This window comes from Synechococcus sp. GFB01, assembly GCF_001039265.1.
In the GTDB taxonomy this organism is placed as follows: Bacteria; Cyanobacteriota; Cyanobacteriia; order PCC-6307; family Cyanobiaceae; genus NIES-981.
This window is the reverse complement of sequence record NZ_LFEK01000026.1, coordinates 1-20,022: the sequence shown is the minus strand read 5'-3', so window position 1 is coordinate 20,022 and position 20,022 is coordinate 1. Positions and strand designations below refer to the sequence as shown.

The following is a 20,022-nucleotide window of genomic DNA, read 5'->3' as shown; positions in this document are numbered from 1 at the left end:
CGCCCACGCTCAGAAGCGGAACTGCACCTTGGCGTAGAGACCGTCGTCGAGCACCCAGTCATTCCACGGGCCATCCAGGGTTTCGGTGGAGAACTGCTGCGCCCAGCCCAGCTCGAAGGTCCAGTGGTCGCCGGCCAGCCAACGCAGCAGGAGGCCACCGGAGCCCAGCGTGTCGCTGAAGCTGAAGCCGTTCAGCTTGCTGCGCACGCCGCCGGCGCCGATGAAGGGCACCAGCTGCAGGGCATTGCGGCGGTTCTGCCAGAAGGTCCAGGAGGCCTCGGTCACCGCCAGCCAGCCGCTGTCGCCGCTGATCAGCTGGGCGGGAAGACCGCGCAGGCCCACATCGGAGCNGAGGCTGAACTGCATCGAGGGCAGCAGGGGATTGAAGGCCCATTGGCCGGCCAGGCGGCCGTTGAGCTGCCAGCGGGGTGCGAAGGCCCAGGCTGCCGAGACCAGGCCTCCGATCGCCGTGGCCTCGGCAGGATCGATGCCGGCCTGCTCCCATTCCCGGCGCTGATCGCTGGGCATCAGCCCCGCCGCGCCGGCCAGCAGGTAGGCCGAGCCGCCCCAGCCCACACCCACGCCCTGGCCACTGCCACTGAGGCCCAGGCGCAGGTAGCCGGTTCTGGGTTCGCGGATGATCTCGGGGAGAAACGAGGGGAAGGGATCGCCATCGATCAGGTTCTCGCTGGTGGTCCCGCTGAGGCCCACGAAGGCGCTCCAGCGCTGCGTGAGGCTTTCGGAGAACACCCACTCCACCTGACCCAGGGCCTGGAACTGGTTGTTCGAGAACTCCGGGCCCGGGACTTCGATCAGATTGCGCCGGCTCCAGCCCAGAGCCGTGGTGAAGTTCACCGCGTCACCCAGCGGCAGGTTGTAGGTGATCGATCCGATCGCCAGACCCAGATCGGGCTCATCGTTGCCGTTGAGTTCGCCGTAGAGCAGCAGGGTGTCGCCGGAGGTGAGGGCGCCGGGTTTGAGCAGGCTGGCCACGGTCCGGGCCTCGCCGGAGCCGCTGTTGCCGTCGTTGCGGAGGGAGAGGTCGCCCTGCCAGCGGGGAGCGCCGCCTTCGAGGGCCACGGTGAGGGTGGCCTGGGTGGGATCGCTGCCGAGGCGGGAGAGGTTGCCGCGCACCTGTTTCACTCCAGGCACCCGGCGCAGTAGCTGCAGCTGGCGCTCGAGGCTGGGCAGATGCAGCACCGTGCCCTGGAGGGATCGCATCAGACGGGCGACGCGGCGGTTCAGCCAGGCGTCGTTGCCGCTCACCCGCAGCTCCACCAGCCGCCCTTCCACCACCAGCAGGCGCCNGGGAGCGGGGCTGGGTTCCACGAACACGCGGCTGTTCACGTAGCCATCGCTCACCAACTGGGCTGTGAGTGCAGCGGCGCACGCATTCAGCCGCTCGGCCGGATCGCTGATCGCGCTGCAGCGGGCCAGGATCGTGCGTAGCCTGTCAGCGCTGTAGATCGTGAGTCCCTCCGTGGCCGGCAGGGCGCTGAGGGGCAAGGCAGGGGCCGGCGCTTCCGGGACCGGTTGAAGCTCCGGGGTTGGCTCGCCGGTGCTCTCCGGCGTGATCTCCAGAGGAGGCTTCTCGTCAGCCTCCCTGGAGGGTGCCGGTCGTTCCAGTGCGGGCCGGCGCTCCGGGAGTCGGATGGGGCCCTGTTGCAGCGGGGGGGCCACCAGCTGGGCGAGCAGCAGCATCGACATTCCCGGGGCCGGTGGCAATCACAGGTGGATGTTCGGATGAACGATTCGACGGATCAGGGCTGCCTGGCCTGCTTTGTCAACTGGCAGTGCAGGAAACATCTTGTGGTGTGGCTTATCGATTTTGAGGACCCCTGGGCTGGGCTGATCGGAGGCTCGGAGTCGATGCTGGACCTTCGATCCATTGCAGAGTCATATCCGGGCTATTCTCAGAGAGGAAACCGACAGCAGCGTTCAGGGAGTTGCCGGTGTTGATGCATGCCCAGCCTTGCCCTGGCCGCTTGAGATTCCGTCGCCCTCTGCGTGAGAGCCTGCAGTTCGGGACTCTGGCGCTCAGGGCGCTTGTGGCGGCTGTTGTGTTGGCCGTGCCCCCTGCCCTGGCTCAGATCACCCCGGATTCATCGCTGGGCACCGTGGTCAACAACGGCACCGGCAGTTGCACGAGCGGTGGATGTACCGTTACTGGTGGAACAACTGCCGGACCCAATAATCTTTTCCATCGCTTTTTTGGATTCGATACTCGGTGCACCGCCTGTGATGGCGGGCCGATTACTGGGGTCAGCTTTCAGAACGGTGCCTTTGGCTCTGTCTTTGTGGCGGTGACCTCAGGAGTGGGCACCTTCATCACCGTTCCGGTCGAGCTCCAGGCCGCCGGGAACCTCTACTGGCTCTCGCCTGGCGGGATCACAATTAGCGGTAATGGTTCGTTCAGCAATGTGCTCAACCTGCAGCTCAGTACGGCCAGCAGTCTGCAGTTCCCAGGAGGGCGGGTGTTTGATGCCTTGACGACACCTGCCCAGGCTGCTCAGCTGAATGGCAACCCCCAAGGCTTCTTCACGAATGCCGGTGCCGTCAATGGCAATATCCTGATTTCCAGCGGTCTGCTTTCCGTGGACCCAAGCTTGTTACCGGAAGCCGTGCTGCTCGACGCTCAGGCTGGCAACATCTCCCTCTCCGGCACAGGGCCGATCACAACCGGTGGGGCGGACTTCTGGGCGAAAACCGAAGGCAACTTCACCCTCACCGGTCTTCTCGAGACAGACGGTGGAGACATCAATATTCTTGCGAATGATGATATCTTGCTGTTTTCAGCCCCTAGGAGTGCCAACGGTGGGCTGAATTCTGGTGGTGGCCGGATCACGCTCCAGAGTGTTTTGGGCGCGATTTCCAATGATGAACCGGGTTTTCAACCGGGGTCTCTCCGGGCGGGCACGGGTGAGATCCTGCTGAGCAGTTGGGGGAATCAAGATCTGCAGATTGGATCTGCAGGAAAGATCGCTTCAGAATCGCTCCAAGGATCGATCGCCATATCATTCAATCCCACGGATCCTCTTGTGATCGGCAGTGTCGAGAATCCCGACTTCTTTGGATCTCCCCTCGTGGTTTCTGGACTCAGTGCAGTGCTTGGGGACTTCCGAGTCACAGCTGACGGCGATGTCGTGCTGGCTGATGAGATAGCCCTGCGTGGTTCCGATTTCAGCTGGATCACGGCCAATTCCTCCATTCAAGTGGCAGTCGGGGCCGTTGTCACCACCCAGACCCAGGCCCAGGGTCAGATCAATTTGAATGGAGGGCTTGATAACAGGGGATCGTTGATTGTTGATCAGGGACGGCTCGTTCTGGATGGCCCAGAGCATGTCAGCTCGGGATCCATTGAAGTGTCTCAGGGGGGCGAGCTTGATTTCTATTATTGCCCCGATGGATGTCTGGACTCCCGGTTCTTGCTTCAGCCCGGCTCCCGCCTCTCGGGCAACGGCACCATCACTGGCTCCTTCAATGGCTCCACGATCGGGGTTCTGAACCAGCAGGCCGGCAGCATCGTGTCTCCGGGTGCAGGTGATGGCGTGGGTTCCATCGGTGGCCTCACCTTCACCGACCTGAACTGGCAGGTTGAGGATGGCGCTCTCCTGGAGTTTGATCTCGGCGCCCTCAACGGCCTGGGGATCTCGGATCAGATCGTCTTCAGCGGTGTCACCACCGCCACCTTCCTCGGCCAGGGCCNTCTGTTTCAGATCCGCCTCGCTGACCCGCTGAATCCGCCCCCAGCCGGAGGAGATCCGCTGGTGCTGATCGATGCCAATTCGGCCAATCTGGTCGGGGTCGACATCAACGCCCTCAATGCCAGGGCTGTGCTCGAGGACGGGATTCTGGGCGAATTGCAGCTGGGTTCGATCCAGTTTGCCTTCGCCGGCCTGGCACCCACTCCGGAACCCCCGCAGCCACCAGGTCCAGGCCCCGGTCCTGCTCCAGGCCCAGAGCCGACCCCTCCAGGCCCGGATCCAGGTCCCGATCCAGCTCCAAGCCTGCCTCCTGGCCCAGGCCCCGGTGCTGGTCCAGGGCCAGCACCACCTCCAGGACCCGGGCCCGCTCCACAGCCCGATCCGGGCCTGGAGCTGGCGGTGGTAAATGAACTCAACCAGCCCGTCATTCCCCCCTGGTCGTCCGGGCCGGCGCTGGCCTACGAGGAGCCGGATCCCGATGGTTCCGGCACGATCGACCTGCTCGACAATCTCCAGTTCTCCGATCTCGCTCTGAATTTGCTGCCTGGGGGCGATTCCGGGGGTGCTGATGCGCCGCTGATCATCGGGGTCGACAACCTCTCCACGGATCCATCCCTGGCTCTGCTCGGTGCAGCCGAAGACAGGAGGGTTCAGGACCTCAACGCACTGCTGCCGGATGTGGAGCGGCCGGCCTGCGCTCCCCAGCAGCTCTCCACCCAGGAACTCCGGGCACGGCTGGAAGCAGCGCGGCAGGCGATTCGCGGCAGGGCCGCAGGACGGTTCAAGACCTATCAGCCGGCCATCCTCAGCCTCGCCTTCACCGAAGACCGTGCAACCTCCGCCGATGCCGCCGCGGGCCGACGCGCCTTTCTCGATCTCACCCTGATCACCCCCAGCGGCGAGTCGGTACCGCGGCGCGTGCAGCTCTCCCTGGATCGCTTCCGCACCCTGCTGCGTGACTTCTATCAGCAGATCGCCCGACGGGATGCGATCGACCCTGCGGATCCCGAGGCTCCGGTTCGGCAGCTTCATGCCGCTCTGATCGCACCGATCGAGGCGGAACTCAGAGAGCAGGGCGTGACGAGCATCCTGATCGCCACCGACCGTGGCCTGCAGGCCGTGCCCTTCGCCGCTCTCCACGACGGCAGCCAGGCCTTCGGGGAGCGTTATGCCCTGACCCTCACCCCCTCACTGCGGTTCACCTGTCTGAACCCTCCCAAGGCCGAGCTCTCCCGGTTGCTCGCAGCCGGAGCATCCAGCTTCCAGGGCCTTGCTCCGCTGCCCCTGGTGCCCCAGGAGATCGACGGGCTGGTGGCGCAGCGTTCGGCCGACGCCTTTCTCAATCAGCGCTTCACGCCGCGGGTGCTCCTCGAGCAGGCCGCCGATGCCCGTTACGACCGTGTGCACGTGGCCACCCATGCCGAGTTCCTGCCGGGTGGTCCGCAGCAGGCCAGGGTCTACACCGGAGCGGGGCCTGTCTCACTGGCTGAATTCGCCCGCATGCGTGATCAACGCGAGGGCGATCCTCTGGAGCTGTTCAGCCTCAGCGCCTGCCGCACGGCCGTGGGCGACAGCGACACCGAGCTCGGCTTTGCCGGTCTGGCTCTTCAGGCCGGCTCCCGCAGCGCCATCGGTACGCTCTGGTACGTGGATGATGTGGCCACCTCCGCGGTGTTCCTTCAGCTCTACCGCTACCTCGATCAGGGCTATCCCAAGGCCGATGCCCTCCAGGCCACCCGGCTGGATCTGATCCGCGGCAGGATCCGGCTGGAGGGCAACCGGGTGGTGGCAGCCGATGGCACGCCTCTGCTGGTCAACCTCACCACCGCCGAGCAGCAACGCATCCGCTCGGGTCTGAGCCATCCTTTCTTCTGGGCCGGCATCACCTTGCTCGGCACTCCCTGGTAACTGCCATGAGCCTTCGTCGGCACACCATTTCATTGCGGCTCGCGCTGGGCTGCTCCCTCGGCCTGGCCCTGAGCGCTCAGGCCTGGGCGCAGACCAATCCGCGCGCTTCCTTCCCCGGTCGGCTGGTGGGCGGGGGAACCCGCGGCGAGTGCAGTGCCCGGCTGATCGTGCACCTGGTGCCTCGATCCAGTGTCTTCGCCCCGGGTGATTCTTCGCTGCTCGGTCTCCTGGAGGGCCCGTCAGCCCAGCCGCGACCGCTGCAGCTGCGCTTCCGTCCCCAGACCGGCACGGCCCCGTCGTCGGAACGGCTGCTGCCGCCGGGGCAGGCGGCTCTGGTGCTGGTGCAGGGACCTCGCCTGGCCGGGCCCACCGTCTGGGAATCGTCCTACCGCTGCGACGCTGGAGTCGCCGGCGCGGCGTCCGATGATCTCCTGCAGGTGGTTTCCTCCTCCTCCNCCNNGCCGGCGCTCAGCCTGCTGCTGCAGGACGTGACCCCGGATGACGCTCGCATCCAGACCCGCCTGCAGCAGCTGCGCCAACGCTGCGGCGGCACGGTCAGCCGGGCCGAACTGGTCAGCGCCTTCGGTCTGGGCGACCTGCTCAGTCAGGACTGGCCGGATGCCTTGCCGGTGCGCTGCCCGTCCTGAAGTTCGAAGATCTCCAGGGGTTCGTCGCGACCCTTGACCTGCAGGGGCCCCCACTCCAGCCAGTGCAGCTGAGACACCAGATCGGTATCCAGCAGATCGCGGGTCACCGATGAGATCAGGATCCTGGTCACACCCTCATGTCGGTGCTTTTCGAGGCTCTCCAGCCGCGAGGCGCAGTTCACGGTGTCGCCGATCACCCCGTATTCCAGCCGGTCGCTGCTGCCGATCGAACCGGCCAAGGCCTCCCCGGAGTGGATGCCGATCCGCAGCCGGAAGCCCGGCATGCCCTCCTTTGCCAGGCGGGCATTGAGCTCGTCGAGGCCCTGACGAATGGCCAGGGAAGCCTCCACCGCAGCCTGGGCATCGGCCGCTGGATCCTTGCCCACCGGCACTCCGAAGACGGCCATCATTCCGTCACCGGTGAATTTGTTCACCATGCCGTTCCGCTGGATCACGGCGGGAATGCACACCGACAGGCATCGGTTGAGCCATGCCGTGAGCTCAGCCGGTGTGAGGTGTTCGGACACCGTGGTGAAATTGGCCAGGTCCGTGAACAGCACTGTGACCGGCAGCTGGCGCCCCTCGAAGATGCCGTCGCGCAGCAGCTGGTCGCGCTTGTCCCAGAGCAGTTGGGCCACGGCAGGCGAAGTGGCCTGTCCCAGCAGACGCTGGACCTGCCGTGAATGCAGCTGACTGGCCGCGCCCCGGCGCAACCATGCGGCCGCGGCCAGCAGCAGCAATGCCAGCAACGGCATGCTGGTGCCGATCCAGATCTGCTGGAGCAACAGCGCAGCCAGGCTGCCGCTCAGCAGCACCGCCACGCCGGCTGTGGCGAACACACTGCTGCGCAGGCTGCGAAAGGCTTCCCCCAGGNCGATGCCGCCGCCGGCCGCCAACAGCGTGAGCAGCAGGTTGCCCCACCCCGGCATCAGCCAGCCCGTTGACCGCTGGCCCTGCTGCAGCTCCAGCAGGCTGGCCACCCGCAGGGCATGCACCTCTGCCCCGGACAGGGAGAGGGGCACGGTTCCGCCCCGGAAGTGACTCATCGGCACCATGAACAGATCCCTGAGCGACGGCGCCGTGCTGCCGATGATCACGATCCTTCCGGCGATGTCGCTGGGCGGCACCTGCCCAGCCAGCAGGGTCGAGAGGGAAAAGGTGCGGAAACTCTCAGGCTGCCGGAAGATCAGCATCCGCTGCAGACCGAGGCCTGCATCCGCCTCGCGGTGATACCCCCCNGCATCGGCCTGCAGCCAGGCATCGCGGAGCCTGCCGGTTTCGAGCTGCCGGCGGAGTTGCCGATTGCCCTCGGCCACTTCCACCAACCGCAGCGGCAGGGCCACGGTGGCCTCATCCTGGCCGGTCACATGCACCAGATCGCGGCGCAGCGTGCCGTCCGGATCCAGGGAGACGTCGTTGTAGCCGCGGCGCGACGCCGGGGTTCCCGGAATGGCCGGGATCGAGCTGGCCACATTGAACACCGACACCAGCCTGGGATCGCGGGCAAAGCGCTCACGCAGGCAGGCCTGGTCCGGTCCCACACCGCGGTCGCGGTAGATGTCGAGGCCGACGGCCGTGGCCCCGGCGTCCGTGAGCCGGTCGAGGGCCTGACAGAGCAGGCGGTCATCGATCGGCCAGCCATGCCGGCGGATGTCACCCTCCTCGATGCCGATGATCGTGATCGGCAGATCCCGCGCCGACGGCGCTGGCCGCAGGTTGGTGATCAGGTCGTAGAACGACAGGTCGAGCCGCTGGGCGATGCCGGACAGCTCGATCCCGGCGAGCACCGCCATCGCCCCCAGGGATGGACCGATCCGCTTCAGCAGCCGTCCTGGTTCGTTCTGCTGCATGCATGGCCACGCCGATGGCCGGCCGTCGTCGTTGGGGCCCCGATTCTGATCCCATCCGGACGGGTTGCAGGCAAGGCCCCCCGGGCCGGCTCGTCCACTTCCCCACCCCCCGCTTGGTAATAAGAGCGACAACCGCCGTGCCGCTCCAGCGCATGATGAACCGGTGATGAGGCAGCGGGTGATGCAGATCCGGCCGCTCGGCTGGCTGAGACGCAACGGCGTGCTCGTGGCCTGGGCCAGCGCCTGTGCCTTCGGTCTGGCGCTCTTCCCCGACACCGTGGACCAGTGGCAACTGGTGCTGGTGAGCCGGTCGCAGGAGCTGCGCGGCCCCCGCACGCCTCCGAAGGGCGTGGTGATCGTCGCCATCGACGACTTCAGCCTGGCGCAGGGGCAGAACGCCGATCTCAGCGATGACCCCGAACTCCAGCGGCTGACCAGCTGGCCGTGGACCCGCTCGATCTACGACCGTGTGCTGGATCGGCTCTTTGCCGCGGGTGCGCGGGCCGTGGGATTCGATCTGCTCTTCAACGGTCCGAGCATCCATGGCAATGAAGACGATGCCATGTTCGCCCGCGCCCTCAAGCGCCATCAGCAGAAGGTGGTGCTCGGAGCCCAGGTGCTGGAAAGCCGCGGCGACGTCGGCGGTCTCACGCTGAGCCTGCCGATCCCCAGGCTGGCTGCCGCCGCGGGCAGCGACAGCACGGGGCTGCTCAACGGGCTCCAGGATCCCGATGNCTACATCCGCCTGCGCCCCACCACCTACGCCGAGCAGCTGCGAGCTTCCGGCTTGCTCAATGTGCCGCCCGGTCTGGCGTCACGGATGATCGCCAAAGGCAAGCTGAAGGAGGCGCCCCCTCCGGCCATCACGGCCGGCTGGAGGCCGCTGGTGGATCCCTACGGTCCGGCCCGCACCATCCCCACCATCCCGATCTGGCAGGTGCTGGAGACCGCCAGCTACAAGCAATTGCTCGAGCAGGGCGAACTCCGTGATCAGGTCGTTCTGATCGGCCCCACGGCCAGCGTGCTGCAGGACATCCACCGCACGGCGTTCGCCGGCTCCGAGGGGATGCCCGGTGTGGAGATCCATGCGGCGGAGATTGCCAACCGCCTCGAGGGTCGGGCCCTGTTCATGCCGCGCACCTCCCCGCTGTGGGGCCCTTTCTCGGGCTGATGGTGCTCGCCATCGGGCTGGTTGCCGCCCGGTGGGAGAAACCCCTGGTGCGGATCGGAGCCCTGGGTCTGGTGGCGGGGGTGATGGCGCTCGCCGGCCTGGGTCTGCTCAGCGCCACCGGGATCGGGATCGGCCTGCTCAGTCTGTCGCTGGTGACGTTCGTCACCGGGCTCGTGAGCGCCGGTGATGCCACGGTGCGTCTGCAGCTCAACCGAATGCGGTTGCGCCGCATGCTGGAGCGCTACCTGTCCCCGGCGGTGGCGGCCCAGATCGCCAGCCAGCCCGAGGAGGCCGACGAACTGCTGGGGGGCAGGGTGTCCGAGGTCGTGGTCTTTCTCTGTGACGTGCGGGGCTTCACCGAGCGCACCACGCAGATGAGTCAGTCGGGCCGGGCCACCGAGCTTGTGGCCCAGCTCAATGAGTATTTCGGCGTGGTGGTGGATGTGCTGCAGCGCCATGGCGCCACGATCGACAAGTTCATGGGCGATGCCGTTCTGGCGGTGTTCGGTGTGCCGCTGAGCCGCGGCCTCGACACCGAAGTGGAAGAGGCATTGCAGGCCATGGTGGAGATCACCCAAGGGGTGGAGGAGCTCAACCAGCGCTGGATCGGGGAGGGGAAGGAGCCCTGGCAGCAGGTGATGATCCTCAGCGGCGGTTCGGTGATCAGCGGCAACATCGGCTGCGCCACGCGGATGGACTTCACGGTGATCGGCGATACGGTCAACATGGCCAGTCGCCTGGAGGCGGTGGCCAAGCAGACCAACAGCAGCACGGTGCTGAACAGCGTGGTGGCTGCTCATGCCCCACCGGAATGGCGGATCGAGCACATCGGCCAGTTCGAGATCCGCGGCCAGGGCAAGCAGGATGCCTTCACGCTGGTGGCGCCTCCTACAGACACGGCCACAGGGAATGCCTAGATTGTTTGCCAATGTCTGACCACTCCCCACGATGCAGGGGCCACCGATTCGCTTTCCCTCCAGGTTGGCCTGCCTGACAGGTGCCCTGCTCAGTGGGTGCCTGCTGGCAGCTGCAGCACCAGCCGATGCCGCCGTCTTTCAATCAGCCCAGATCCGCAAGATCGTGGAGGGGAAGGAGGTCTACATCAACGGCAAGACGGCCAAGGTGAAGGACACTGCCCGTTCCGGTCAGCAGCTGCGCACCGGCAGGAGCCGCGTTGAGCTGCTGTTCGACAACAAGTCGATCGGCTTCCTGGGCCGCTCCAGCGTGATCACGGTGGGTAGTCAGTGTATGAAGCTCGACCGCGGCGCGGTGCTCGTGAGCGGGCCGCAGAAGACCTGCCTGGGCACCAAGGTGCTCGGCGTCACGGGCACGACCACCATCGTGTCGAAGGATGCGAACAACGATGCCTACAACGTGATCACGCTCGAGGGCACGGCCTACGTGGGCGATCCCGATGGTTTCGAGGAGAACCTGAAGATCAAGCCTCCCGAACCCTCCCAGTCGTCGACCCCGGGCACGCCCGAAGTCCGTCCCGGCGATCCCTCCGGCCGCACCACCTACATCTGCGGCTGCGAAGTGGCCCAGTTTTCGGCCAACGGCGAGTTCAATCGCCAGGCGGTGCTCAGCCGCAGCCAGCTTCTGGCAGCTGTGAACCGCTTCACCAGCAGCGATCTGCAACTGCCTCCCGAGGTCTCCCAGCGCATCCAGCAGTCGATCTCCCGCTGCCAGTAGGGCCGCTGCACTCCGGGCTCAGAAAATCATGATGTTGAACAGCTGCTGCATGCGCCTGAGAAGCTGATTTTCCTGAGCCTTGACCGACTCGCGGCTCAGCCCTTCCAGCTGGCTGCGGCGAGCGGTGACCAGATGGGCCAGCTGGCTCATCAAAGCTGGGTTCTGCTGCAGCAGCGGGGCGAGGTGCCTCTGTGCCACTTCGAGCAGAAGGCACTCCTCGTTGGCCACGACCGTGGCGCTGCGGGGGCTCCCTGAGAGCAGGGACATCTCTCCGAAGATGTCGCCGGGGTTGAGCAGGGCGACCCGCACCGATCCTCCCGATGGCTGTCGCTTGAGCACCTCGACCCGTCCCCGGATCAGCTGATACAGGGATTCACCGGGATCCCCCTCACGCACAATGAGTTCGCCCGGTCCGAATCGCACGCAGTGGGCCTGCTGGGCCAGGGCTGCGGTCTCGGGTGCTTCCAGATCGCTGAACAGCGGGTTCAGAGCCAGCTGGCGCACACGCTGGTCACCATCGAGGCGGGTGGGATGAGCCTCGTCCAGGCTGGGCCGCTTGGGCCGCAGTTCACGCACCGGATAGGGCACGCTGTGGCCGTTGCGCTCCATGGCGTACCAGATCTGCTCGAGCAGTTCGCTGCGCAGATTGAGCCTGTCGGCCAGGTTGCCAGGAGGCTGGAAGGCCAGGATCTCGTAGGTGATGGCGCTGTCGGCGAAGCTCTCCACTCGCACGGCAGGGGGGGNAGTCTTCAGCACGGCTGGATTCTGTTCCAGCACGGTCAACAGCAGCTGACGGGCCTGCGCCGGCGGCAGGGCGTAGTCGAGCCCGATGCTGAAGCGGTTGCCCATGCTGCCGAACCGGCCGTAGTTCTTCACCACCACCTCGGTCACCTTGGTGTTGGGAATCACCACCAGGNCACCGGTGATGTCCTTCAGGCAGGTGTCGCGCCAGTTCACCGACACCACCGTGCCGAGGACGCCCTCGCCCACATCGATGAAGTCGCCGACTTCGAAGATGTCGTCGAGCTGCAGTTCGAGCCCCGCGAAGAGATCCTTGAGCGGTTCCTGGGCCGCCAGACCGAGCACGGCGGTGAGCACGGCCGAGGTGGTGACCAGCCCCACCACATCGAAGCGGGCGACCTCCCGGAACACGATCACCGTGGCGATGGTGCCACCGCTCAGCATCAGCAGCTGCACCAGGATCTGGGGCCGCGGCCTCGCCAAGCCCAGAGCCGGAGGCACTTCCAGGGTGATCCAGAGCACGAGCCGGATCACCAGATAGCTGAGCAGCAGTTTGTCGACCACCAGGATCGAGCTGCGGTGGCCGATGGGCAGCAGGTCCTGCGGCACGGTGGCCAGCGCCGCCCAGGCCAGCAGGGCTGCCGCCGCCAGGCGCACCGGCAGTTCCGGCAGTTTCAGCCGCTGCGCCAGGCGCTGCACGAGCGGCAGCAGTGCCAGGAGAATGATGGTGGTGAGCCAGATCGGCGACAACGGCATCCAGACGGCGAACGTGGACGAGGAAGGGTGACGAAGTCGCTGCGGTAGAACAGCTCGGCGGCACCATAGGTGGATCCAGCGAAGCCGGCCGTTCGCCATGGTGCAACCTCGGATCCTGATCCTTCTGCTGGCCGTGGCGGTCGTGCTCGGCCCGCTCCAGAGTCGTGCCCAGCAGGTGCAGCTCCGCTGCGACGGCACCCTGCTCGAGGCCCGCGGCAACGCCGAGCAGAAGCGCAGCATCGAGCGGCTGCGGCTGTCGCTGGCCCTGCAGGCCGAAGCCGCCACGGCTGACCAGGCCCTGGCCCTGCTGCAGCAGCGCCTGGCCGGCGTCCGCACGGCCCTGCAGCGGCTGTCGGTGCAGGAGCTCGAGGTGAGCTCCCCCTCCACCTGGGATCGCCCCGCCGGCCGCCATCAGGCGGCGGCGACGATCGCCAACCTCCAGGTGGCCGGTCTGATCCCGCCCTCGGCGCTCCAGCCCCTGATCCGTGAGGTGGGCAGCCTTCCGGGCGTGCGTCTGGCGCCGGTGGACGGCAGACCCGATGCCGCAACCGATCCGGCCGTGCGGCGGGCCTTGCTGCGCGGTGCCTATCAGGATGCCCTGGGCCAGGCCCGCGAGATCGCCGAGACGATCGGTCTTGGCAGGCTGATCCCGCTGGAGGTTCAGATCGAATCCGGTTTCCGCCCGGTGCCGATGGCGCTCAAGGCCATGGAGGCTGACGCCGCACCCCCCTTCGATCCGAAGGAACTTCCCCAGCCCACCGATCGGCTCACGGTACTGGTGAAATTCTGCGCCCGCTGATGCCGCCCTCGGGGCTGCGCCATCGGCTGAGCAATCCGCTGCTGCTGGTGGTCCAGCAAGCGGCGCGGTTGGTGCATGTCAGGAGGCTCGTCGAGCGGCAGAATACGCAGATCCTTCACCCCGCTGATGTTAGGTGCCAGCGCCGCGGTCGGCCCATGGCTCGGATCCGGCCTTCAGGTTTTCGCACTGCTGGCCATGGGTCATTTTCTGGCCGATTTCGGTCTGCAGAGCGATCGCATGGCGGTGGAGAAATGTCGCGGCAAGGATCACACCCTGCCCTGGCAATGGTGGCTGATCGCTCACGCCGCGATTCATGCCCTGGTGGTGTCGCTGCTCACGGGCTTCGTGTGGCTGGGGGTGGCTGAGTGGGGTCTGCACATCCTCATCGACCACGGCAAGTGTCGGCACCGTTATGGCCTGGGTGTGGATCAGCTGCTGCATCTGACCTGCAAGGCTCTCTGGGTCGTGCTGCTGCTCCTCAGCGGTTCGATCGGCTCGGTGTGGTTGCTGCGCGTAGGCGGTTGATTGCCGCAACGATTCTCGCCCGGCTGCCTTGTTGCCGGGCTCAGTTCTCCAGATAGGTGGTCTGCTCGAGGCTTGTCTTCAGATGGGCCATCAGGCGGCGGGCATCGCCGATCCGCAGGTCTCCCCGGGCGATGGCCGCCTCGCTGGCCACCCTGAGCCGTTCCAGAAGCAGCGCCGGATCGTGTTCCATCGCCTCGAGCACCTCGGCATTGGTGTTGCCTCGCACCACATGCTCCACCCGATAGCCGCCACCGGCGGCCAGGCGGATGTGCACCGCGTTGGTGCTGCCGAAGAGGTTGTGCAGGTTGCCCATCACCTCCTGGTAGGCACCGCCCAGGAACAGGCCGATCCAGTAGGGCTCGCCATCCCGGAGCTCATGGAGCTCCAGCAGGGGTTTCACCTGGCCCCGGTCGACGAAGCGGGCCAGCTTCCCGTCGGAATCGCAGGTGAGGTCGGCGAAGCTGCCCAGGCGGGTGGGGCGCTCGTCGAGCCGGTGCAGCGGCAGCACCGGGAAGAGCTGGTCGATGGCCCAGGTGTCCGGCGCTGAGCGGAACACCGAGAGATTGGCGTAGTAGATGCCTGCCAGGGAGGCGGGCAGCTTGCGCAGCTCCTCGGGCAGCGGTGTGCCGGGTGGCAGGGCTGCCAGTCGGCGGGCGATCGCCTGGCAGCAGGCCCAGGTGAGCTGTTCGGCCAAGCCGCGTTCCGGCAGGCTCAGAAAGCCCAGCCGAAACGCGGCCAGGGCATCGTCCTTGAACTTCAGCGCGTCGTTCCAGGCCTCCTGCAGGGCTTCCAGGTCGGGTGTGTCCGCCGCGGTGCCCGCGGCGGCGATGGCGGCATCGGTATCGCGCAGGTTGCGCAGGATCAGGGGCTCATCGGGGCCCGGCGGCGGCACCGCAGCGGGCGGGGTGCCGGCGCCGAGCACGTCGAACACCAGCACCGAGAAGTGGCTGGCGAGCGCCCTGCCGCTCTCGCTCACCAGGGTGGGCAGCGCGATGCCGTGGGGCTCACAGCACTCGCGCACGGTCGCCACCACATCGTTGGCGTAGTTCTGCAGCGAGTAGTTGGTGGAGGCGGCGGTGGCGGTGCGGCTGCCGTCGTAGTCGATGCCCAGGCCGCCGCCCACATCCAGATAGCCCATCGNCGCCCCGAGCCGGCTCAGCTCGCCGTAGATCTGCCCCGCCTCCTGCAGGGCGTCCTTGAGCACGGCGATGTCGTTGATCTGGCTGCCGATGTGGAAATGCAGCAGTCTCAGTTCGCCCAGCAGCCCGGCGCCGCGCAGGGCTTCCACGCTGGTCAGCAGATCCGGCACCGAGAGGCCGAACTTGGCCCGTTCCCCCACCGAGCTGCCCCAGCGGCCGGTGCTGCGGGCCGAAAGCTTGGCACGCACGCCGATGAAGGGAGCCGCTCCGAGGTCGTGGCTGGCGGCGATGATCCGCTCCACCTCATCGGCCTGCTCGATCACCACCACGGGCTGGCGGCCGAGGCGGCGGGCCAGGATCGCCGTCTCGATGTAGCGCCGGTCCTTGTAACCGTTGCAGATCAGCAGGGCGTCGGGATCGTCGAGCAGGGAGAGGGCGATCAGCAGTTCGGCCTTGCTGCCGGCCTCGAGGCCGAAATGCCAGCGGCGGCCGCTCTCCACCAGCTGTTCCACCACGTGGCGCTGCTGGTTGCACTTCACCGGGAACACCCCCTGATACCGCCCGGCGTAGCCGTACTGGCCGATGGCTCGCTCGAAGGCGGCATGCAGCCGCTCCAGCCGGTCTTCGAGGATGTCGTCGAAGCGGATCAGCAGGGGCAGGGAGAGGTCGCGACCCTGCAGCTCCCCCACCAGCTCCACCAGATCCAGCGCCCCGCCCCGCTCCCCCAGGGGCTGCACCAGCACATGGCCGCGGGCGTNCACGGAGAAGTAGGGCTCCCCCCAGCGGTCGAGGCCATAGAGGGCGGCGCCGTCGGCGGCGGTCCAGGTGCTCACGGCGGGGGCGGGGATCACGGCACCACTGTGCTTGCCAAGCGGCAGGGCCGCCGCACACGATGGCTCGGATTATCCGATTTCCCTGTCATGGCCGCCGAACGCACCTTCGTTGCCATCAAGCCCGACGGCGTGCAGCGCGGCCTGGTGGGCGAGATCCTCGGTCGCTTCGAGCGCAAGGGCTTCAAGCTGGTGGGTCTCAAGCAGCTCACCCCCAGCCGTGAGCTGGCCGAGCAGCACTACGGCGTACACCGCGAGCGCCCCTTCTTCGCCGGCCTGGTGGAGTTCATCACCTCCGGCCCTGTGGTGGCGATGGTGTGGGAGGGCGACGGCGTGATCGCCAGCGCCCGCAAGCTGATCGGCGCCACCAAGCCGCTGGAGGCCGAGCCCGGCACGATCCGCGGCGACCTGGCGGTGAACATCGGCCGCAACGTGATCCACGGGTCCGATGCCCCTGAAACCGCCAGCTTCGAGATCGGTCTGTGGTTCCAGCCGGCCGAGCTGAGCGACTGGACCCCCGCCGATCAGGTCTGGCGCACCGAGGGCTGACGCCCTTCGCCGCTGCCGCCAAGATGGTGTGCGATGGGCTGGCGGGCGCTCCCTTCCCGATGGCTGGAGATCAGAGGTTGGAGCAGGAAGGCCCATCTCGAGAGGGCACCGATCAGCGGGCCGACCTCAGCCTGTCCTGCTGCCTCAACGGCCGGTTGTCATCTCTGCCGGCGGTGCTGCAGGCCCTCGATCGATTACTGATCAGGGCCGGGGCCGACGACGAGGTGCGTGGTGAGGTGCGGCTGATGGCCGAGGAAGCCCTGGTGAACATCGTTTCCTATGCCTTCGACAACGACGCTCCCAACACCATCCATCTGCACTGCGTCTGCACCCCCGGTGAAGTCCGGCTTGAGCTTCAGGACCCCGGCAGGCCCTTCAATCCCCTCGACGTTCCACCACCGGATCTGATGGCTCCACCCGAGCAGCGTGAGGCGGGTGGCCTCGGCATCCACCTGATCCGGGCTCTGGCCGATTCCGTGGTCTACGACTTTCGCCAGGGCAGCAACGTTCTGACCCTGATCCGACGGTTCGCGTGCCGGGCCGCTGCCTGATCGCGGCTCGGGACAACCGGGGGCTGATGCGCTAGCCAGACTTGATTACGCTTCGCCCAGTCTTCGCTGCTGGCGACAGCTGTCATGGCTCTGAAGATCAGCATCGCGGACACCCGCCCAGGCACCAAGACCGTTGCCCTGGATGGTCGCCTCGACAGTGAATCCGCCGAGGAGCTCGACCGGCGTCTCGAGGAGCTCTGGCAGTGCCCGTTCGAGGTGCTGGTGTTGGACCTCGAGCGGTTGTCCTACATCAGCAGCCTGGGGCTCCGCTCGCTGTTCCGCGCCCAGAAGGAAATGGGACGGCGACAGGGCGAGTCCCTGTTCCTGAAACCGCAGCCCACCGTCCGCAAGGTGTTCGATATCGCCATGGCGGTGGATCTCGCCTCGGTGTTCGCCAGCCCCCAGGAACTGGACGCCTACCTCGATTCCATGCAGAGCAAGGTCGCCGGCGAGGCGGATGCCATGCCGTGACCCGGCCGGGCCTGACGTCTGGCCTGCCGCGCAACCCTGAGGCCTTGCTCAGCCCAGGCGGCTCCGCCCTCCAGGCCCGGCCTCGACGGGGCGGAACCGATCCCAGCGAAAGGCCCGCCACAGCTCCTGCGCCTGCTCGCCGGCCTGATGCGCCTGGCCTGACAGATGCCGGCTGATCCAGTCGGCGGTGATCGCTGCCAGGAGCACGCCGTTGCGGTGGTGGCCGCAGGCCAGCCAGAGGCCGTGGATCGGTCCTTCACCGAGCAGGGGGCCCTGATCGGGTGTGCAGGGCCGGAAGCCCCACCAGCGTTCCATCGGAGGCCAGTGGCGGGCTTCCGGCAGCAGGGCGGCGAGGCCGGTCTGCAGCTGCCGCTGGCCGGCGGGTGTGAGGCCCTCGCTGAAGCCGGCCTCCGGTTCGCTGGTGGCTCCCACCACCAGCAGGCCGTCCTGGCGCGGCACCAGGTAGGTGCCGGGGCCGAAGATCACCCGCTGCAGGGCGTTGCTTGGCCCCTGCAGCGACAGCATCTGGCCCTTCACCGGAACGATCGGCAGCTCGGGCAGCAGCTGGGCGCTCCAGGCGCCGCAGCAGAGCACGGCCGTGGCTGTGGTGATCTCCTGGCGCCCTCCTTCGGCGTCGCGGTAGCGCACACCGCGAAGCTCACCACCGCAGCTGAGCAGCTCCTCCACTTCGCTGCCCTCCTGGAAGCGCACCCCCAGCTCCGCGCAGGCGCGCTCCAGGGCGCGCATCAGCCGCCGGCGGTTGTCGATCTGGCCGTCCTGGCGGAAGAGCAGGCCCGCCTGCCAGCTGGGGCCGAGGCCCGGGATCTCCCGCTCGAGGTCGGTTCGATCGAGCCGCTCCCCCCAGGGCGCCGTGGGGTAGCTGTCGCGCTCAGCGGCGCTGGCGAAGGGCACCACGATGCCGCAGGGGCGCAGACCGCAACGCAGGCCGCTGTCGGCTTCGATCTGCGCCACCCACTCGGGAATCAGTGCCAGGCTGGCCTGCCCGAGCTCCAGCAGGGGCCGCTGAGCCCTTCGGCATGAGGTGCCAGCATGCCGGCGNGCTGGGTGGCAGCGGGCCTGTGCTGGGCGATCATGCCTGGTTCAGGATTTGTCTGCCCCGCCATGGCCGCCACCCCGCGCACCGGTCGTTCCTGGAGCGGCGACCAGATCCGCGCGGCCTTCCTCGACTTCTTCGAGCAGCGCGGCCACCGGCACATGGCCAGCGCCTCGCTGGTGCCCGACGACCCCACGGTGCTGCTCACGATCGCCGGCATGCTGCCGTTCAAGCCGGTGTTCCTGGGGCAGTCGCCGAGGCCGGCGCCGCGGGCCACCAGCGCCCAGAAGTGCATCCGCACCAACGACATCGAGAACGTGGGCCGCACGGCGCGGCATCACACGTTCTTCGAGATGCTCGGCAACTTCTCCTTCGGCGACTACTTCAAGGAGCAGGCGATCCAGTGGGCCTGGGAACTGAGCACCGGCGTGTTCGGGCTGTCGCCGCGCAACCTGGTGGTGAGCGTGTTTCGCGACGACGACGAGGCCGAGGCGATCTGGCGCGACGTGGTGGGGGTGAACCCCAGGCGGATCATCCGCATGGATGAGGCCGACAACTTCTGGGCCTCGGGGCCCACCGGCCCGTGCGGCCCCTGCTCGGAGATCTACTACGACTTCAGGCCCGAGCTCGCTGACGACGGCATCGACCTGGAGGATGACAGCCGCTTCATCGAGTTCTACAACCTGGTGTTCATGCAGTACAACCGCGACGCCGAGGGCACCCTCACGCCGCTGGCCAGCCGCAGCATCGACACCGGCATGGGCCTGGAGCGCATGGCCCAGATCCTGCAGGGGGCGGCCAACAACTACGAGACCGACCTGATCTACCCGCTGATCGAGACCGCGGCGGGCCTGGCCGGTGTCGACTACCGATCCCTCGATGACAGGGGCAGGACATCGTTGAAGGTGATCGGCGACCATAGCCGCGCCATCACCCAGCTGATCAGCGACGGGGTGACGGCGTCGAACCTCGGTCGCGGTTACATCCTGCGTCGTCTCCTGCGCAGAGTCGTGCGCCATGGACGCCTCCTCGGCATCGACAAGCCCTTCCTCGAGGCGTTGGGCGAGGCCTCGATCGCGCTGATGCGGAACGCCTACCCGCAGCTCGACGAGCGCCGCGAGGTGATCCTGGCGGAGCTGCGGCGTGAGGAGGCCCGCTTCCTGGAAACCCTGGAGCGGGGCGAAAAGCTGCTGGCCGATGTGCTCGCCGCCAAGCCGCAGCAGATCAGTGGTGAGCAGGCCTTCGAGCTCTACGACACCTATGGCTTCCCGCTGGAGCTCACCGAGGAGATCGCCGAGGAACATGGTCTCCGGGTGGATGTGGCCGGTTTCGAGGCAGCGATGGAGCAGCAGCGCCAGCGGGCCAAGGCCGCGGCGGTGAGCATCGACCTCACCCTGCAGGAGGCCATTGACCAGGTGGCCGCCGCCGCCGAGGCCACCGCCTTCAAGGGCTACGAGGCGCTGGAGCACCCCAGCTGCGTGCTGGCCCTGGTGGTGAACGGCGAGCCCGCCACCCAGGCCGCCGATCGAGCACCTCGCGGATCTGCTGCTCCAGGCCCCAGGCCTGGCTCTGGTCCATGCGGGCGTGAGGCTGCCCAGCTCCGCCAGCAGAGCCGCGTCATCGGCAGCGTCGTCG

Annotated in this window: 15 protein-coding genes and 1 pseudogene; 10 read left to right on the top strand and 6 right to left on the bottom strand. The window is 67.3% G+C overall.

What is annotated here, in order from left to right:
• Window positions 1–9 precede the first annotated feature (9 nt).
• Together SYNGFB01_RS04680 and SYNGFB01_RS14130 are read right to left on the bottom strand one after the other, a co-directional pair.
• On the bottom strand, window positions 10–1,707 hold the full coding sequence (locus SYNGFB01_RS04680; protein WP_048017139.1) for a ShlB/FhaC/HecB family hemolysin secretion/activation protein: 1,698 nt from the start codon (window positions 1,705–1,707) through the stop codon (window positions 10–12).
• A 1,307-nt stretch (window positions 1,708–3,014) separates the two neighbouring features.
• Entirely contained in the window at window positions 3,015–3,341 is a 327-nt protein-coding gene (locus SYNGFB01_RS14130; protein WP_152669533.1) for a hypothetical protein, read from the bottom strand.
• 84 nt (window positions 3,342–3,425) lie between these two features.
• Here SYNGFB01_RS14130 and SYNGFB01_RS12420 point away from each other — a divergent pair, with 84 nt between their 5' ends.
• On the top strand, window positions 3,426–5,612 hold the full coding sequence (locus tag SYNGFB01_RS12420) for a CHAT domain-containing protein (protein WP_152669532.1): 2,187 nt from the start codon (window positions 3,426–3,428) through the stop codon (window positions 5,610–5,612).
• Window positions 5,613–6,216: 604 nt separating this feature from the next.
• Here SYNGFB01_RS12420 and SYNGFB01_RS04665 read toward each other — a convergent pair.
• The gene (locus SYNGFB01_RS04665; RefSeq protein ID WP_048017137.1) at window positions 6,217–8,109 is read right to left on the bottom strand and encodes a CHASE2 domain-containing protein; all 1,893 of its coding nucleotides are present in this window, start codon (window positions 8,107–8,109) and stop codon (window positions 6,217–6,219) included.
• Window positions 8,110–8,290: 181 nt separating this feature from the next.
• Between SYNGFB01_RS04665 and SYNGFB01_RS12415 the strand changes: the two genes are divergently transcribed.
• The 3 genes from SYNGFB01_RS12415 (at window position 8,291) to SYNGFB01_RS04655 (ending at window position 10,972) form a co-directional block, all read left to right on the top strand.
• The gene (locus tag SYNGFB01_RS12415; protein WP_161795853.1) at window positions 8,291–9,280 is read left to right on the top strand and encodes a CHASE2 domain-containing protein; all 990 of its coding nucleotides are present in this window, start codon (window positions 8,291–8,293) and stop codon (window positions 9,278–9,280) included.
• Window positions 9,280–10,197 carry an adenylate/guanylate cyclase domain-containing protein gene (locus tag SYNGFB01_RS12410; protein ID WP_152669530.1) on the top strand — a complete coding sequence of 306 codons (918 nt, stop codon included), beginning with the start codon at window positions 9,280–9,282 and terminating at the stop codon, window positions 10,195–10,197. The genes SYNGFB01_RS12415 and SYNGFB01_RS12410 overlap by 1 nt, the downstream gene beginning before the upstream one ends.
• A gap of 64 nt (window positions 10,198–10,261) precedes the next feature.
• Entirely contained in the window at window positions 10,262–10,972 is a 711-nt protein-coding gene (locus tag SYNGFB01_RS04655) for a hypothetical protein (RefSeq protein WP_048017136.1), read from the top strand.
• Between the two features lie 18 nt (window positions 10,973–10,990).
• Here SYNGFB01_RS04655 and SYNGFB01_RS04650 read toward each other — a convergent pair whose 3' ends face one another.
• Complete coding sequence (locus SYNGFB01_RS04650; RefSeq protein ID WP_152669529.1) at window positions 10,991–12,469, bottom strand: mechanosensitive ion channel family protein; 1,479 nt, start codon at window positions 12,467–12,469, stop codon at window positions 10,991–10,993.
• 97 nt (window positions 12,470–12,566) lie between these two features.
• Here SYNGFB01_RS04650 and SYNGFB01_RS04645 point away from each other — a divergent pair, with 97 nt between their 5' ends.
• Together SYNGFB01_RS04645 and SYNGFB01_RS04640 are read left to right on the top strand one after the other, a co-directional pair.
• Window positions 12,567–13,268, top strand: a complete 702-nt coding sequence (locus SYNGFB01_RS04645; protein ID WP_048017134.1) for an SIMPL domain-containing protein — start codon at window positions 12,567–12,569, stop codon at window positions 13,266–13,268.
• Between the two features lie 126 nt (window positions 13,269–13,394).
• Window positions 13,395–13,793 carry a DUF3307 domain-containing protein gene (locus SYNGFB01_RS04640; protein ID WP_048017133.1) on the top strand — a complete coding sequence of 133 codons (399 nt, stop codon included), beginning with the start codon at window positions 13,395–13,397 and terminating at the stop codon, window positions 13,791–13,793.
• 40 nt (window positions 13,794–13,833) lie between these two features.
• Here the strand turns inward: SYNGFB01_RS04640 and speA are convergent, their stop codons facing one another.
• Window positions 13,834–15,783, bottom strand: a complete 1,950-nt coding sequence (speA, locus tag SYNGFB01_RS04635) for a biosynthetic arginine decarboxylase (RefSeq protein WP_048017132.1) — start codon at window positions 15,781–15,783, stop codon at window positions 13,834–13,836.
• 69 nt (window positions 15,784–15,852) lie between these two features.
• Between speA and ndk the strand changes: the two genes are divergently transcribed.
• The 3 genes from ndk (at window position 15,853) to SYNGFB01_RS04620 (ending at window position 17,333) form a co-directional block, all read left to right on the top strand.
• Complete coding sequence (gene ndk / locus SYNGFB01_RS04630) at window positions 15,853–16,311, top strand: nucleoside-diphosphate kinase (RefSeq protein ID WP_048017131.1); 459 nt, start codon at window positions 15,853–15,855, stop codon at window positions 16,309–16,311.
• 77 nt (window positions 16,312–16,388) lie between these two features.
• A complete protein-coding gene (locus tag SYNGFB01_RS04625) occupies window positions 16,389–16,862 on the top strand; it encodes an ATP-binding protein (RefSeq protein ID WP_161795852.1) in 474 nt (157 codons plus the stop codon).
• 84 nt (window positions 16,863–16,946) lie between these two features.
• Entirely contained in the window at window positions 16,947–17,333 is a 387-nt protein-coding gene (locus tag SYNGFB01_RS04620) for an STAS domain-containing protein (protein ID WP_048017130.1), read from the top strand.
• Between the two features lie 48 nt (window positions 17,334–17,381).
• Here SYNGFB01_RS04620 and SYNGFB01_RS04615 read toward each other — a convergent pair.
• A pseudogene (locus SYNGFB01_RS04615) lies at window positions 17,382–18,427 on the bottom strand (NAD(P)/FAD-dependent oxidoreductase).
• A gap of 28 nt (window positions 18,428–18,455) precedes the next feature.
• Here SYNGFB01_RS04615 and alaS point away from each other — a divergent pair.
• Window positions 18,456–20,022, top strand: a 1,567-nt coding sequence (gene alaS / locus SYNGFB01_RS04610; protein WP_235299925.1) for an alanine--tRNA ligase, incomplete at its 3' end; no start/stop codon positions are given.

Bases quoted from the DNA above. Each gene is read 5' to 3' on its own strand.
- SYNGFB01_RS14130 (WP_152669533.1), bottom strand. From the start codon at position 3,341: ATGCTCTGGGCCATCCAGAACGAGCCGTCCCTGATCAACAATCAACGA.
- SYNGFB01_RS12410 (WP_152669530.1), top strand. From the start codon at position 9,280: ATGGTGCTCGCCATCGGGCTGGTTGCCGCCCGGTGGGAGAAACCCCTG.
- SYNGFB01_RS04645 (WP_048017134.1), top strand. From the start codon at position 12,567: ATGGTGCAACCTCGGATCCTGATCCTTCTGCTGGCCGTGGCGGTCGTG.
- SYNGFB01_RS04640 (WP_048017133.1), top strand. From the start codon at position 13,395: ATGTTAGGTGCCAGCGCCGCGGTCGGCCCATGGCTCGGATCCGGCCTT.
- ndk (WP_048017131.1), top strand. From the start codon at position 15,853: ATGGCCGCCGAACGCACCTTCGTTGCCATCAAGCCCGACGGCGTGCAG.
- SYNGFB01_RS04620 (WP_048017130.1), top strand. From the start codon at position 16,947: ATGGCTCTGAAGATCAGCATCGCGGACACCCGCCCAGGCACCAAGACC.